Annotated in this window: 13 protein-coding genes and 2 pseudogenes; 4 read left to right on the top strand and 11 right to left on the bottom strand. The window is 73.0% G+C overall.

Going from position 1 to position 12,827, the window contains the following annotated elements:
- Positions 1 to 27: 27 nt before the first annotated feature.
- The 3 genes from DC432_RS07105 to DC432_RS07095 all read right to left on the bottom strand — a co-directional run bounded on the left by DC432_RS07105 (position 28) and on the right by DC432_RS07095 (position 1,818).
- Positions 28 to 1,047, bottom strand: a complete 1,020-nt coding sequence (locus tag DC432_RS07105; protein WP_116537270.1) for a pirin family protein — start codon at positions 1,045 to 1,047, stop codon at positions 28 to 30.
- Positions 1,044 to 1,355: a GNAT family N-acetyltransferase gene (locus DC432_RS07100; RefSeq protein WP_116537269.1), complete on the bottom strand. Its 312-nt coding sequence runs from the start codon at positions 1,353 to 1,355 to the stop codon at positions 1,044 to 1,046. Before DC432_RS07100 ends, DC432_RS07105 begins: the two co-directional genes overlap by 4 nt.
- 106 nt (positions 1,356 to 1,461) lie before the next feature.
- Positions 1,462 to 1,818: a hypothetical protein gene (locus DC432_RS07095; protein ID WP_116537268.1), complete on the bottom strand. Its 357-nt coding sequence runs from the start codon at positions 1,816 to 1,818 to the stop codon at positions 1,462 to 1,464.
- Positions 1,819 to 1,968: 150 nt separating this feature from the next.
- Here DC432_RS07095 and DC432_RS07090 point away from each other — a divergent pair, with 150 nt between their 5' ends.
- The gene (locus DC432_RS07090) at positions 1,969 to 2,559 is read left to right on the top strand and encodes a hypothetical protein (protein WP_133177901.1); all 591 of its coding nucleotides are present in this window, start codon (positions 1,969 to 1,971) and stop codon (positions 2,557 to 2,559) included.
- A gap of 8 nt (positions 2,560 to 2,567) precedes the next feature.
- Positions 2,568 to 3,089 (top strand): RNA polymerase sigma factor, encoded by a 522-nt coding sequence (locus DC432_RS07085; protein ID WP_133177900.1) that lies wholly within the window; start codon positions 2,568 to 2,570, stop codon positions 3,087 to 3,089.
- 12 nt (positions 3,090 to 3,101) lie between these two features.
- Here DC432_RS07085 and DC432_RS07080 read toward each other — a convergent pair whose 3' ends face one another.
- Entirely contained in the window at positions 3,102 to 3,767 is a 666-nt protein-coding gene (locus DC432_RS07080) for an HAD family hydrolase (protein ID WP_243393063.1), read from the bottom strand.
- Between the two features lie 49 nt (positions 3,768 to 3,816).
- Between DC432_RS07080 and DC432_RS07075 the strand changes: the two genes are divergently transcribed.
- Entirely contained in the window at positions 3,817 to 4,314 is a 498-nt protein-coding gene (locus DC432_RS07075) for a GNAT family N-acetyltransferase (protein WP_116537265.1), read from the top strand.
- Between the two features lie 132 nt (positions 4,315 to 4,446).
- On the opposite strand, the pseudogene DC432_RS07070 reads toward DC432_RS07075, so the two are convergent.
- Positions 4,447 to 4,710, bottom strand: a pseudogene (locus tag DC432_RS07070) (CGNR zinc finger domain-containing protein); the annotation flags it as partial.
- 276 nt (positions 4,711 to 4,986) lie between these two features.
- Here DC432_RS07070 and DC432_RS07060 point away from each other — a divergent pair.
- On the top strand, positions 4,987 to 6,615 hold the full coding sequence (locus DC432_RS07060; protein WP_116537264.1) for an FHA domain-containing protein: 1,629 nt from the start codon (positions 4,987 to 4,989) through the stop codon (positions 6,613 to 6,615).
- A gap of 635 nt (positions 6,616 to 7,250) precedes the next feature.
- Here the strand turns inward: DC432_RS07060 and DC432_RS07055 are convergent.
- The 6 genes and pseudogenes from DC432_RS07055 to DC432_RS16370 all read right to left on the bottom strand — a co-directional run.
- Positions 7,251 to 8,567 (bottom strand): S8 family serine peptidase, encoded by a 1,317-nt coding sequence (locus DC432_RS07055; protein WP_165801214.1) that lies wholly within the window; start codon positions 8,565 to 8,567, stop codon positions 7,251 to 7,253.
- Positions 8,564 to 9,892, bottom strand: coding sequence for a type VII secretion protein EccB (gene eccB, locus DC432_RS07050; RefSeq protein WP_116537262.1), 1,329 nt, complete (start codon positions 9,890 to 9,892; stop codon positions 8,564 to 8,566). Before eccB ends, DC432_RS07055 begins: the two co-directional genes overlap by 4 nt.
- Before the next feature lies 1 nt (position 9,893).
- Complete coding sequence (eccD, locus tag DC432_RS07045; protein WP_116537261.1) at positions 9,894 to 11,228, bottom strand: type VII secretion integral membrane protein EccD; 1,335 nt, start codon at positions 11,226 to 11,228, stop codon at positions 9,894 to 9,896.
- A 92-nt stretch (positions 11,229 to 11,320) separates the two neighbouring features.
- Positions 11,321 to 11,608 carry a WXG100 family type VII secretion target gene (locus DC432_RS07040; RefSeq protein ID WP_165801213.1) on the bottom strand — a complete coding sequence of 96 codons (288 nt, stop codon included), beginning with the start codon at positions 11,606 to 11,608 and terminating at the stop codon, positions 11,321 to 11,323.
- A complete protein-coding gene (locus tag DC432_RS07035; RefSeq protein ID WP_108320755.1) occupies positions 11,605 to 11,925 on the bottom strand; it encodes a WXG100 family type VII secretion target in 321 nt (106 codons plus the stop codon). Before DC432_RS07035 ends, DC432_RS07040 begins: the two co-directional genes overlap by 4 nt.
- 42 nt (positions 11,926 to 11,967) lie before the next feature.
- Positions 11,968 to 12,827 (bottom strand): annotated as a pseudogene (locus DC432_RS16370) (hypothetical protein); the annotation flags it as partial.

The following is a 12,827-nucleotide window of genomic DNA, read 5'->3' as shown; positions in this document are numbered from 1 at the left end:
TCCGGCTCGGGCGCCGCGTTCTCGTATTCAGCGTCGTTTGCGGGGGGTGAGCCGGACGCCCGGCAGGGGCGGCGCCGGGATCCGCTCGGGGCCGTGATCGACCACGGTGCCGAACCGCTCGCTCCGCGCCTCCCACGCCTCACGTGCCTCGACGATCTCGTCGTGCGAGCGGCCGACGAAGTTCCACCACATCACGATGTCCGCCTCGAACGGCTCCCCGCCCAGCAGGAACACCCGGGCACCCTCGTCGCTGCGCAGCTCGAGGTGGTCGCGTCCCTTGCCCACGTAGACCAGGCGGGTGTGATCGACGGATGCCGTCGGCCCCGCCTCGGGCGCTGAGGTCGGGCGCCTCGCGGCGTCGGCGTCGACGGCATCCACCCCCGTCTCGACCATCGCGGTGCCGGTCATGCCGTACACGGCATATTCCCACTCGGGATGCAGCGGGACCCGCACGGTGGCACCGGCGGGCAGGCGCAGCTCGGCTCCGACGATGGGGGTGTGCACGGTCGCCGGCGAGGTCACGCCGCCCAGGTCACCCATGACGACGACCGCGTCGGCCCCGTCGCCGAGGTCGAGGATGGGCAAATCCTCGTGGCGTTCGAACGCGGGGGCGCCGTGACGCCGGTCCTCGGGCAGGGCCACCCACAGCTGCAGGGCGTCCAAAGGGATCGGCCCCTCGCCGACCGAGTACTCGGAATGCGCGATGCCCGCGCCGCTGGTCATCAGGTTCAGGGCGCCGGGGCGGACGACGACGTCGCTGCCCACGGCATCCCGGTGCCGGACCTCGCCGATGATCGGCCACGTCACCGTCTGCAGCCCGATGTGCGGGTGCGGTTCGACGCGCATTAGGGTGTCCTGCGGTCCGAAGCGGTCGAGGAAGCACCACGCCCCGACCATCGGCAGCGAGCGGTGGGGAAGGGTCCGGTGGACCTCCATGCCGCGCACCCCGCCGAGGGGCACCTCGCGGGCGGCGACCACGAGCGCGCGCGGGCCGTCGCAGTCGACGGGACCCTCGGATGCCGGCGGCGCGACGTCGAGGCGGGTCACGACGATTGACCGGCGCCCTCGGGCCACTCGACGGAGAGGCCCTCGACGTCGTGCTCGCCGAGGTAGTGCGCCACGAAGGGGCACGAGGGGATCACGGTGTCGCCCCGTCGCGCGAGGTCGGTCAGCGCCTCGCTCGCCAGACGCGAGCCGAGGCCCTTGCCCTTGAAAGCGGGGTCGATCTCGGTGTGGGGGAGCTCGACGCGGTCGCCCGCGGATTCGAACTCGAGGAACCCGCCGAGCTCGTCGCCCACGTGGATCTCGTATCGGCCCGCGTCGTCGTTGCGGGTCACGGTCAGGTCGTCGGCCATGGGGTCTCCTGTCGTCGGTGATGACAGCAACGTATGCGCTGGCATGGATGTTCCGCGACGGGTGGACAGGGACGCGCGGGTGCCTCTTGCGCGCGCCGCGCCGCGATCAGATGACTGTGGACAGCAGCTGGACGAGCTGCTCGCCGGTCCTCGTCAGCGAGCTGACCGCCGACGAGATGACGGCGACGGCGATCACGACGAAGAGGGGCAGTTCGCGCCACCGCCGTTCCACGGCCGTCACCACGACGACGGCGATCGCGGTGAGGATGGCGATCGTCTGCCCGGCGGCCAGGGCGAAAGCCTGGCGCACTGCCGACTCCTCGGTCACCGTGTGGTAGCTGGTGAAGATCAGCGCCAGGGCGAACGGGATGAGAACCACGCCCGCGATGAGGATCAGTCCGCGGCTGAGGCGGCGACGAGGCCGCAGCGCCGCGGTTTCTTCGATCGGCTGCGTGGTCGACATTCTCCGACCGTAGCTCTTGGAGGAGCTCTTGACGAGAGCCGACCGTGCTCGGGTCCCCGCTAGCGGGGCCGACGAGATTGAGACGGATGGAGCCCGACGCGGCATGTAAGGGTTGAGCGCCGGGTGTGCCGGTGCCGCGAAGGGTCGATCATGCGTGCCAGCGACGAAGAAGTGGGAGCCAGCGATCCCGCGCGACGGCTGGATGACAGGTTGCTGGCGCGCGTCGTTGACGAGGCCTGGCATCGTGCTTCTTCCACGGCCCCGAACGGCCCACGATTCGCCGAACGGCGTTTCCTGGTTCCCGTGGCATTCGCTGCTGTCGCGGTCACCACGGGGGCGGCGCTCGCGGTGCCCGTCTGGTTGGGTATGGGTGGCGTGCGCGTGGACCCGGACGTCGTGATTCCCATTCGCTATACGACATCGACGGGTGTGAACGTTTCCTGCTCGTGGGCCGTGCACATCGGGGAAGAAGAGAGGTCACCGACCGAAGAACGGGTCGCCGAGGCACTCCGAGAGACGTCCTGGGACGGAGTCGGGCAGGACATCTACGACCAAGCGATCGAGAATCCGCGAGCACCGCAACCTGGAGAAACCTGGGCTGTCGATACCCAGGAGACTCGTGACGCGATCTCGTTCAAATTGGCGATCCTGCCCGTGGTCGAGCGACGCTTGCCCACCGAGCTGCAAGGCGCCGCATCGCAGTGGGGCAGCACGGATACGTGCACGGGTCCGTTTCGGTGAGCACGGGGATGACGGCCGAGGAGTGGGCCGCAACTGTCGTGGACGCGAACGGCCCCGACCTGTTGCGCTACTTCATCCGCCGGGCCGCCACCGAGCACCACGATCTGCTCAGCGAGACGTTCGTCGTTATCTGGAGACGGCGGGAGCATCTGCCGCGCGAGGCTGTCGCGGCACGGATGTGGAGCTTCGGGGTCGCACGCAACGTTCTGCATCACCACCACCGCCGACGACGGATGGCGAATCTGACCGTGGAACGCGTGGCGCGCGAGGTGCAGGACGGAGCGTCCGAGGACCCGGCAGAGGCGTCGGAAGCGACCGAGCGGCGCGAGGCGATACGTGCGGCCCTTCGCACCCTCTCCGAGAGGAACAGGGAGCTCATCATCCTGGTCCATTGGGATGGCTTCTCCATCGTGGACGCGGCGTCACTGCTGAGAATCAACCCCTCGACCGCGCGAACGCGCTACGAGCGCGCGAAAAGACATCTGGCTGCCGAACTCTCCTCTTACGGGACTATTGCCGTCGACGATTGATGAGGAAGTGCGTCAGCAGAGCCCGGTCCGCGACAGCCCGACCGCTCGTTGCAGCTCATCGAGGGAGTCGACCGTCACATCCGCGAGCGCGGCCTCCGGGCAGCGGCTCTGGATGACGGCCCACGGCCCGCGGCGGATCAAGGCTGTTCGCATGCCGGCCGCGCGGGCGGGGAGCACGTCGTTGTCCAGGCGGTCCCCGACGTAGAGGATCGCCGATGCGGGCACTCCCGCTGCGAGAGTCACCCGCGCGAAGAATGCAGACGAGGGCTTGGACACGCCCCAGGCGGCCGAAGACGCCATGAAGTCCGGCGCGAATCCGGCCGTGCGGAGCTGGACCTCCACCCCCTCCGGCTGATTCCCCGCCACGCCGATGAGGAAACCGGCATCCCGCAGGCCGGCTAGACAGGCGAGGGCATCCGGATACAGATCAACCGTGTCGATCTGTACGTCGAGAACGGGCCTCTCCACCCCCAGCAGTCTCCACACTTCGCGGTGGTCCCCTCCCCTTTCGATGAGCGAGCCGAGAGCGGCCATGAGCGTGAACGAGGTGACGCCCGCCGCTGCCGCGAGCTCGGACCACATCCGTGTCTCATCGACGAGCGTCTCTCCGACATCGAAGACGATGCTGCGCACATCGGTGAAGGGGTGGGTCCTCATACGTTCAGACTCCCAGAGCATGGGAGCTGCGGTCGATTGCGCCGCTACGCACCCTCGCTACGCTGGCCGGATGCCGCCGCCGCCCACCGATCGACTCCGGTTCCGCGAGATGAGCGGCGACGACCTCGACGCGATGGCCGCTCTTCTCGGCGACCCCGTGGTGATGACGTTCTACCCCGCGCCGAAGAGCCGCGAGGACGCGGACCGCTGGATCCGCTGGAACGAGGCCAATTACGCCGAACACGGCTTTGGTCTCTGGATCATCGAGACCCACGTCGGCGAGTTCGTCGGCGACTGCGGACTCACCTGGCAGCGGGTGAACGGGGTGCGCAGGCTCGAGGTGGGCTACCACGTCGTCCCGCTGCACCAGGGCCGGGGGCTGGCGACCGAGGCCGCCGCCGCCTGCCGCGACTTCGCCCGCGACCACGCCATCAGTGACGAACTGGTCGCGATCACTCACCCCGACAACATCGCCTCGCAACGGGTCGCCGTGAACCTCGGCATGCGGCGCATCGCCGATGACCTCGGCGGCGGCACCGTGCGTCACGTCTTCGGCATGCCGCTCTGACGTGACCGGCCGCGCGGACCATCCCCCTGACGACCGCGGTGATCGTCCTGGTGTCGCTTGCCGATCGCGGTGGCGTACCGCTGCGCGTCGACCGGTACCTGGCGCGGCTGCACACGCCCGACGTCTGAGGGCTCAGCCGCGCGCCCGGTGACGCCGCACGGCGGCGCGGTTGGCGCAGCGCACCGAGCAGTAGCGCTGCCGACCGTTGCGGGTGACGTCGACCACGACCCGCGTGCACGGCTCCGCCGCGCACCGGGTCAGGCGGTCCATGCCGCGGGTGACGAGGTGCAGCGAGGTGCCGACCGAGATCACCGCGGCGAGCACGCGGGGGAGCTCCTCGTCGCCGTCGCGATAGTGCAGGTGCCATCCTTCGCCGTCGTGCTTCGTCAACCGCGGGGTCCATGACCGCCCCACGCCTCGTCCTCGCCGCCGGAGCGGCATCCGTCCACGAGCACGCGTGGATCACGGAGTCGTCGCATGTCACGAGCGAGGGTCGCGTGCGATACGTCCGGTGCACGTCGTGTCCCGCGCGCCGGGTCGACGTGGCCGAGCCGGCGTGGCTGCCGCCCTCGGCGATATCGCGTCTGCTCGAACGCGGGGGCATCCGATCCACAGGGGCCGCGCCGAACGGCGACGCACGGTAGCGTCGAGGGGACCGTCGACGGAGGACGCATGCTGGTTCTGAGCCTGATCGCCGCGATCGCCGCCGCCCTGCTCGTGCCCGCGCTCGCGCTGCACGTCTGGTACGCCATCGGCCTGTCACGCGTGTTCGATGCGCGGGGAGCCGAGCGGTGGCGCGCTTGGGTGCCGCTCGTGAACGACGCCGAGATCTTCCGGCTGGGCGGCATCGACCCCGTGCGTGCGGTGCTGCTGGTCATACCGGTCGTGAACATCTACGCCCTCGTGCTCAAGGCGCGTGCCGCTCATCGTCTGGGGACGGCCGTGGGGCGCGGCGCCGGCACCACCGCCCTCGCGCTGCTGTTCCCCCCGGTGTGGGCGCAGGTCCTGGGCGCTCCCGAGAGGGGGACGGATGCCGAGCTCCCCGCGCCCGGACCGCAGCGGCGTTCCGAGGTGTCCGCGCCCCCCGCGCCCGCGGGTCCGATCACGGCTGTGCCCGGCACGGTCGCGGCTGCCGCCGGGGTGCGTGCGGCGTCCGCCGAGCCCGTCGTCGCGCCCGCACCCGTCGTCCTTCCCGGGCCGGTCGAGATCGTGCCCGCCCGCCCCGCGGCTGAGGACGCGCCCTCCGAGGATGCGCCCTCCGAGGACGCGACGGCCGCCGCAGTGCCGTCGGTGGGACGGGCGCCGTCGGCGGGCCTTCCTGCCGATGTCGACAGCACGTCGGTGCGCCGTGCGCCATCGCCGGCCGCCGCCGAGCTCCCCGCCGACCTCGAGAACACTTCGCTGCGCCGGACGCCGCAGACCGCTCCGGCGTCGGCAGCCGCGTCGCCTCCTGTTCCGGAGGGCGCGGACGTCCCCACACGGCGCTCGCCGCGGACCGCGGCGACGGAACTCTCCGCCGACCTCGAGGCCACCTCACTGCGCCGGACACCCCAGACGGCGCCCGCCCAGCCGACGGCATCCGTCGAGCCGGCGACATCCGTCGAACCGGCAGCGCCCGTCGAGCCCTCCGCGCCCGTCGGGCCGACAGCATCCGTCGAGCCGTCCGCGCCCGTCGGGCCGACAGCATCCGCCGAGCCGTCCGCGCCCGTCGAGCCGGCGGCGCCCGTCGGGCCGGCGGCATCCGCCGAGCGGTCAGCGCCCGTCGAGCCGGCGGCATCCGCCGACACGCACGGCACCCCCGCGATGACGCAGCGTCCTATTGACGCCGCGGCGGCGACGCCCACCCCCACCACCGATCGGGTCGACGAGACCACCGACTCCACAGACACCACCGCCGGCGCAGGAGCGGGCGAGTCCGCGGCGCCGGTCGAGGAGCAGACGCAGACCGTTCGCCCCCGTTCCCGGCGCCGCGGGGAGTGGACGCTCGATCTTCCCGACGGCACCCGCGTGCCCCTGACGAGCCGTGCGGTCCTGCTCGGGCGAAAGCCCGTCGCCTCCGATGAGTCGGTGCAGGCGGTCCCGATCGCCGACCACACGCGGACGGTCTCCAAGCAGCATGCGCGGCTGGAGTGGACCGTCACGGGCTGGACGGTGACCGACCTCGACTCCACCAACGGCGTCACGCTCGTCCACGACGACGGTCGGACCGAACGCATCGCCGCGGGATCGACGGCGGTCGCCCCGGGCCGGTTCCGCCTCGGCGACGCGCACCTCGAGCTGCGGCCCGCCGCCTCGTCCTGAGCCGCGGCGCTGCGCGCGTCGCGACCCGCGGCGCTGTGCGCGTCGCCGTGCGCCGCCGCGGTGCGCGCTCGCTCTCCTGCGCCGCGGCGCACGGTCGTCCGCCCGCGCCCCAGCCCGCGAGACGGTGTCTCCCTGACAACTCGGTTGCAGGATGTCGCCGAGTTGTCAGCGACGTGCAGTCTCGCTTCGCCCATGGCCCGCGCCCACGCTGCCCGCCCGCGCCCTCCTTTCGGCCCGGGCGGCGCTGGCCCGCGCCGCCGGCCCGCGCCGCCGGCCCGCGAGACGGCATCTCGCTGACAAGTCGGTTGCAGGATGTCGCCGAGTTGTCAGCCACGTGCAGTCTCGGGACGCCTGCGCGCCGCAGCCGCGCCGCAGTCGCGCTGCGCCCGCTCTCACGCCCGCACTCACCCGCCGCCACACCGGTTGCGGCGTGCCGCTCGCCCGTCGGCGCCGCGAGCCGCGAAACAGCGTCTCGCTGACAACTCGGTTGCAGGATGTCACCGAGTTGTCAGCCACGTGCAGTCTCGCCGCGCCCGCGCCCGCGCCCGCACCTACGCCTGCGCCTACCCCCGCGCGACCGCCCCCCGTGCGCTTACGTGCCTGTGCGACAGGACCCGCGCGAGCGCCCGCCCGCGCTACTCGCCCGCTTCGCGTCCGTACAGCCCGCGCCCCGGCGGCGGCTGGCGTCGCGGCGACGTCTCTTCGCGCCGGCGGCTGACGTACACGGCGAGGACGCCGATCCCACCCAGCGCCACGAGACCCGCGAGACCGATGCCGGTCGCGGTGAGGATGGTTTCGGCATCCGGTCCCGGTCCGATCACGACGGCGACGGCTCCGGGCGTGGCCGTCGGCGTCGCGGTGGGCGTGCCGGTCGCGAAGGGGCTCTGCGGGCCCCGCAGTCCCGACCCGGGGACGAGCACGATCGCATCGTAGGGCTGCACGACGCCCCAGCCCGAGGTGTTCGAGCGCGCGTCCGGCTGCGCGCGCACGGCGGTCGCCTCGAGCCGGTACGCCCACTGCGCGGGAGTCTCGTCAGGATGAGCGGATGCCACCAGAGCCGCCGCTGCGGAGACGTAGGCCGCCGCGTAGCTGGTGGCGGGTTCGTTCGCCGCGACGACGCAGTCCCCGCCCAGCGGCCAGGTCGAGGCGATCTGCTGACCCGGCGCGGCCAGGCGCACGTGCGTGCCGTGGATGCTGGCCTGGGTCACTGTGCCCTCGGTGCCGGTCGCGGCGACACCGATCGCGCCCGAGAACCCGGCCGGGTAACGCGGCCCGTCGTTCTCGTCGATCTCGACGGCGGCGTCGGAGTCGCGGTTGCCCGCGCTGGCGACGACGAGACTGCCGCGCTCGGCGGCGTAGGCGACGGCGTCGGCGAGGGCGCCGTTCTTCTCTGTTGTGCTCATCGAGACGTTGATGATCTGCGCCCCGCGGTCGGCGGCGGCGCGGATCCCCTCGGCCATCCGCGCGGTACTCGGTCCGAACCCGGCCTCGCGCACCTGGTCGGACACGCCCGCGTAGACGCGGATCGGCAGGATCTTCGCCGCCGGGGCGAGTCCCTGAACGCCGGAGCCGGCGATCGTCTGGGCGGCGATCTGCCCGGCGATGACGGTGCCGTGGCCGTATTGGTCGGTGCGTCCCGAGCCGTCGGTGCCGTCGGGCACCAGGTTGACTCCGGGCACCACGACCGCGTCCAGGTGCGGGTTCGCCGCGATCCCGGAGTCGACGACGGCGACGGTCACCCCCGCCCCGCGGGTGAGGGCCCACGCCGCGTCGCTCTGCAGCGTCTCGAGCGCGGGCGGGGTCTGGGTCACTTTCGTGTCGGCCGTGCACTGCTCGTTCGTCGCGGAGCGGATCCCGGATGCCGGCCCCACCGCCTCGGCGGGGAGCGGCGTCGCCGCCAGCCCGACGCCGACCGCGACGAGCACCGCCGCGGCCCGCGAGAAAGCGGTCACTTCGCCTCCGGCGTGCGCTGGGCGGCGCTCTCGCTCAGGGAGGGGCCGGTGGCCAGCAGCGCGGTCCAGCCGTCCGCGATCGCCCCGACGTCACCGGTGCCGTACCCCAGGCGGGCGACGGTCTCGTCGGTCGCGCCGGGGAGGGGGAACGCGGTGCCGGTGGCATCCACCAGGGTCAGCACGCTGGCGCTCTGATCGCCGCGCCCGCCCGCGCGCACGAGCGCACCGTGGCTGGGGTCGACGCGCACGCCCGCGGCGACGGCGGTCGCGCTGGGCTGGGTGGCCAGCGCGGTGACGGCCTGGCCCTCGCCCGGTTGCAGCACCGCGCAGGGGCGCTGGCCCGCCGCGACGGTCTCGAAACCGACGCGCGGCCAGTCGTCGCCGAGTCCTTGGGCAGCGGTGGGCAGACTGCGGATCTCGTCGGCGGTGACCTCGGTCACCTGTCCGCCCAGGGCGCTGCCGCTGCCGAGCTGGTACAGCTGCCACGCGAGCGGCGAGAGGGCTTCGAGCACACCGCCGGTCTGCACGAGGAAGCGCTCGTCGTCTGCGGCGCCGGCCTGGCGAACGACCTGTCCGACGCGCAGCGACGTGCCGGCGACATCCTGCCCGTAGTTCTGCAGGGTGATGGGGGTGAGCGCGGTACCGGAGGTGAAGAGGTCGAGCCACGCCGCGGGGACGGTGAGGGGCGAGAGCGACGAGATGCCCGCGGCGCGCAGCACGGCATCCGCGTCTTCGCTCGAGACCGCGAAACTGCGGTCGCCCTGCACGACGTGCAGGATGCCGTCGACCGACACGACGACGGCCCGATCGGTCGCGGGTGCGGGGCCCGCCGCGGCCGAGATGCGCACGTCGATGCCGCTGTCGTCGCTGACGCACGCGCTCCAGCCGGTGTTGAGCAGCCCCGATGCGGGCGGCAGCTCGTCGGGGGCGCCGGTGATCCCGAGCGTCTCGCCGACGGGCGTGCCCTCGAGGGTGGCCTGATCGGTCGAGATGACGGCGTAGTCGTTGGCCGGCAGCAGCAGGCGGGCGCTGGCGGTGTTGATCACCGGGTGCAGCACGCCGTCCACGGTGACGAATCGGGCGCCCGTGTCGGACACGAGGACGAGCTTGCCGTTCTCCCACCCGGTCGGAAGCCCGGGACGGATCAGCCCGTAGAACACTCCGACCAGGACGACGAGCACCGACAGCGAAATCGCGGCGATCACGGCGCGCAGGGGAGACGCGGGCTGCAGCTCTTTGCCGCCGGGGGCGCCGCTGACGAAGGCGGTGAGCAGGCGTCGGCGCGAGAAGTTCTGCGCCTCGATCAGATCCCCCTTGGTGGCCACGTCAGGCCAGCCCGGACGAGATCACGGCCAGCGGGAGCAGCGACGCCAGCACGAGCAGCTCGGCCGTGTCGGCGAGTCGGGTCAGGCGCAGGCGGGTCTTCGGGGCGAGCAGGGTGACGGTCACGACGCTCACGGTGGCGACCGCGAGCACGATCAGGATGCCCACGCGCAGCCCCGGCTGCGCGAGCGAGACGGCGACGCCCGCGACCACGAGTCCCAGGATGCCGGTGGCCATGACGGTCAGCACACCCGATCGGGCGAAGGTCTGGCGGGACGGGAACATCATGCCGGCGAAGGCGAGGGCGCACAGGACCGCGCCGGTCGCATTGTGCGCGGCGACCAGCGGGGTGGCGAGCAGTACCGAGGCGGCGAGGGCCAGACGCAGAGCGATGAGGATGCGCTTGCCCTGCGCGACGCGGGCGGCGATGTCGTCGGCGTCGATGGGCTCGGGGTCGGCGAACATCTCGGCGTCGCTCTGCGGCGACACCACGCGAAGCCGCGTGGTGCTGATCGCGAGCCAGGGCAGGGCTCCGCCGAGCGTGGCGACGACGCCGACCATCAGCGTCCAGACCGCGGCGGGGTCGAAGAAGGCGGCGAGAGTACCCGCGACGCCGACCGCCCCACCGGCGACGAGCGGAGCGAGCTGCAGTTCCGCGCGGTCGCGGGAGAGCGCGAGCGCGATGCCCGCGACGACGAATGCGGTGCCTCCCGCGGCGGCCATGGGCCACCCCCACATCGGCAGGGCCACCGGTGCGGCGAGGTAACCCGCGACACCGGCGAAGACGGATGCCGCGATCCCCAGGCCCTGGCCGGCTTCGCGCTGACCGAGGCGGGCGACGACGGCCGAGACGATGAGCAGCACGACGGCGCCGCCCCCGGCGACGAGCGCGCCGAAGGGCAGGGCGCGACCGGCGGCGAGCAGGAGCACCGCGCAGACGCCGAGCAGCGCGAGGCTGACGGCCAGGGCGGTGCGGGCGTTGTCGCGTGTCGTCCAGGGGCGGTTCTGCTGCGCGGTCGCGTCGATGACCGCTTCGACGATGTCGTCGTACACCCGGGGCTGGGCGACCAGTCCGCCGCGCACGAGCGTGAGCACTTCGCCGTCGACGATGCCCTGGGCGGATGCGCCGCGTGAGGGGTCGACGGTCGTGCCGTCGGCGCGGTGCAGCGCGTATCCGGCGGAGGTCATGGACGCGTCGAGGACGCCGAGCGACCGCGCGAAGCCGGGGAGGAACTCGATGACGGGAACCTGCGCGGGAATGGCGATGTCGAGGCGACGCCCCTCGCTCTGCACCGACAGGCGCAGCAACGCGCGCGTCGCGTTCATGACGTCAGCCATCCGCGGCCCCCTCTTCCCGGACCGAAGCCCCTGCGGTCGGACCCCGAAATCCTATCGTCGCCGCGGGGCGGGCCCGCGGCGGTGGGTGACGGTCAGCGGAACCGGGCCGCCGAGGCGCGGTCGGCGCTGACGTAGTCATCGGCCATCGAGTCCGTGGCGTTCGCGATGCGGTGCAGGGCGTCGCGCATCTGCTCGAGGGTGGCCGACCACTGGCGCTGGGCGGAGTCATAGGCGCCCTGGGCGGACCCCTCCCACTGGCCGCGTAGGCGCGTGACCTCGGCATCCAGCCCGCCGAGAGCGGCGTCGATGCGGGCGCTCTCTGCGCGCAGGCGTGCGGCCGTGGCGTGGAGCGACTCGGGAGTGACGCGCAGATCGCTCACGGCTGGCCTCCGAGCATCGCGCCCAGGCCCTGGATGGTCGCGCCGTGGGATTCTTCGACGGCCTCCTGGTCGCGGGCGGTGGCGCGCAGCGATGAGCTGAGGGTGATCAGCACGTCGTTCAGGCGGTTCGCTCCGGCGGTCCATTCGTTCACGAGCACGCCGTAAGCGGTCGCGGCGTCGCCCGACCAGGTGCCGCGGAGCTCGTCGAGCTCGTCGAGCACGCGCCGGGTGCTGTCGGCGATGTCGGCGTGGGCGCCCGTGACGGCCTCGGCGCCGCGGGCGAGCGCGCCCTCGCCGACCAGGATGCGATCAGACATGGTGTCCTCTTCTGTCGATGATGGGGGTGGCCGCGGTCGACGTCACTCGTCGCGCTCGCCGGCCTGCGCGTTCTCGGAACGGGGCCCGACCTGCTCGTCGTCCTCCATGCGCGGGGCGATGGGGCCGCCGAGACCGCGGGTGATGTCGTCGCGCCGTTCGGAGCGCGAACCGGTGCCGCCCATTCCGCCGATGCCACGCGTTCCGGCACCGCCGGCAGCCCGCGAACCGCCCGTTCCGGCGCCGCCGGAGGCTCCGCGCACTCCGCCGCCGGCCGGGCTGCTCCCACCCGTTGCTCCCGTGGTTCCCCCGCGCATACCCGCGCCGCGCGCCGTGGAGGATCCGGGGGTCCCGCCGCCGGCCGCGCCGCCGGCGAGCCCGCCGACGCCGCGCGTGCCGAGGCCGGAGGCTCCCGGCGAGGTCTTCCCGAGCAGTCCTCCGCCGCGGCTCGACGCGGTCGCTGCCGACGTGCCGCCGCCGAAGAGGCTGCCGCCGGGGGCTCCGGCGCCGCGAGCGAGACGGCTGAGCGCCGCCGCGCCGCCGCCACCGGCGATCAGCCCGGCGCTCAGCCCTGAGCCGAGTCCGGCTCCGGGTCCGCCGGCTGCAACGCCCGATCCCGGCGTTGCCGGGATGACACCGGGCAGCGTGGGGGACCCGTTGAGCGGGCCGTCCGGTGTCGGGCTCGGCGGGATCGATCCGAGGTCGATGGGAGGTCTGGGGCCCAGGTCGGCGTGCGGCACGTCGAGGGGGAAGGGGCCGTACTCGCCCGGACCCTCGTTGCCGCCCGAGAATCCGCCGCCGCCCGGCTGAGTCCCGGACGACCCACCGGTGGGGGCCTGCGCGAATGTCGGTGCACCGGAACGCGTCCCACCGCTCGTCGCTCCGTCGCCCCACGGCGTCCCAT

This window comes from Microbacterium testaceum, assembly GCF_003075375.1.
In the GTDB taxonomy this organism is placed as follows: Bacteria; Actinomycetota; Actinomycetes; order Actinomycetales; family Microbacteriaceae; genus Microbacterium; species Microbacterium testaceum_E.
This window is presented reverse-complemented; position numbering and strand designations above follow the sequence as displayed.

Bases quoted from the DNA above. Each gene is read 5' to 3' on its own strand.
- eccD (WP_116537261.1), bottom strand. From the start codon at position 11,228: ATGGCTGACGTCATGAACGCGACGCGCGCGTTGCTGCGCCTGTCGGTG.
- DC432_RS07100 (WP_116537269.1), bottom strand. From the start codon at position 1,355: ATGGCCGACGACCTGACCGTGACCCGCAACGACGACGCGGGCCGATAC.
- DC432_RS07060 (WP_116537264.1), top strand. From the start codon at position 4,987: ATGCTGGTTCTGAGCCTGATCGCCGCGATCGCCGCCGCCCTGCTCGTG.
- DC432_RS07090 (WP_133177901.1), top strand. From the start codon at position 1,969: ATGCGTGCCAGCGACGAAGAAGTGGGAGCCAGCGATCCCGCGCGACGG.
- DC432_RS07095 (WP_116537268.1), bottom strand. From the start codon at position 1,818: ATGTCGACCACGCAGCCGATCGAAGAAACCGCGGCGCTGCGGCCTCGT.
- DC432_RS07035 (WP_108320755.1), bottom strand. From the start codon at position 11,925: ATGTCTGATCGCATCCTGGTCGGCGAGGGCGCGCTCGCCCGCGGCGCC.
- DC432_RS07085 (WP_133177900.1), top strand. From the start codon at position 2,568: ATGACGGCCGAGGAGTGGGCCGCAACTGTCGTGGACGCGAACGGCCCC.
- DC432_RS07080 (WP_243393063.1), bottom strand. From the start codon at position 3,767: ATGCTCTGGGAGTCTGAACGTATGAGGACCCACCCCTTCACCGATGTG.
- DC432_RS07075 (WP_116537265.1), top strand. From the start codon at position 3,817: ATGCCGCCGCCGCCCACCGATCGACTCCGGTTCCGCGAGATGAGCGGC.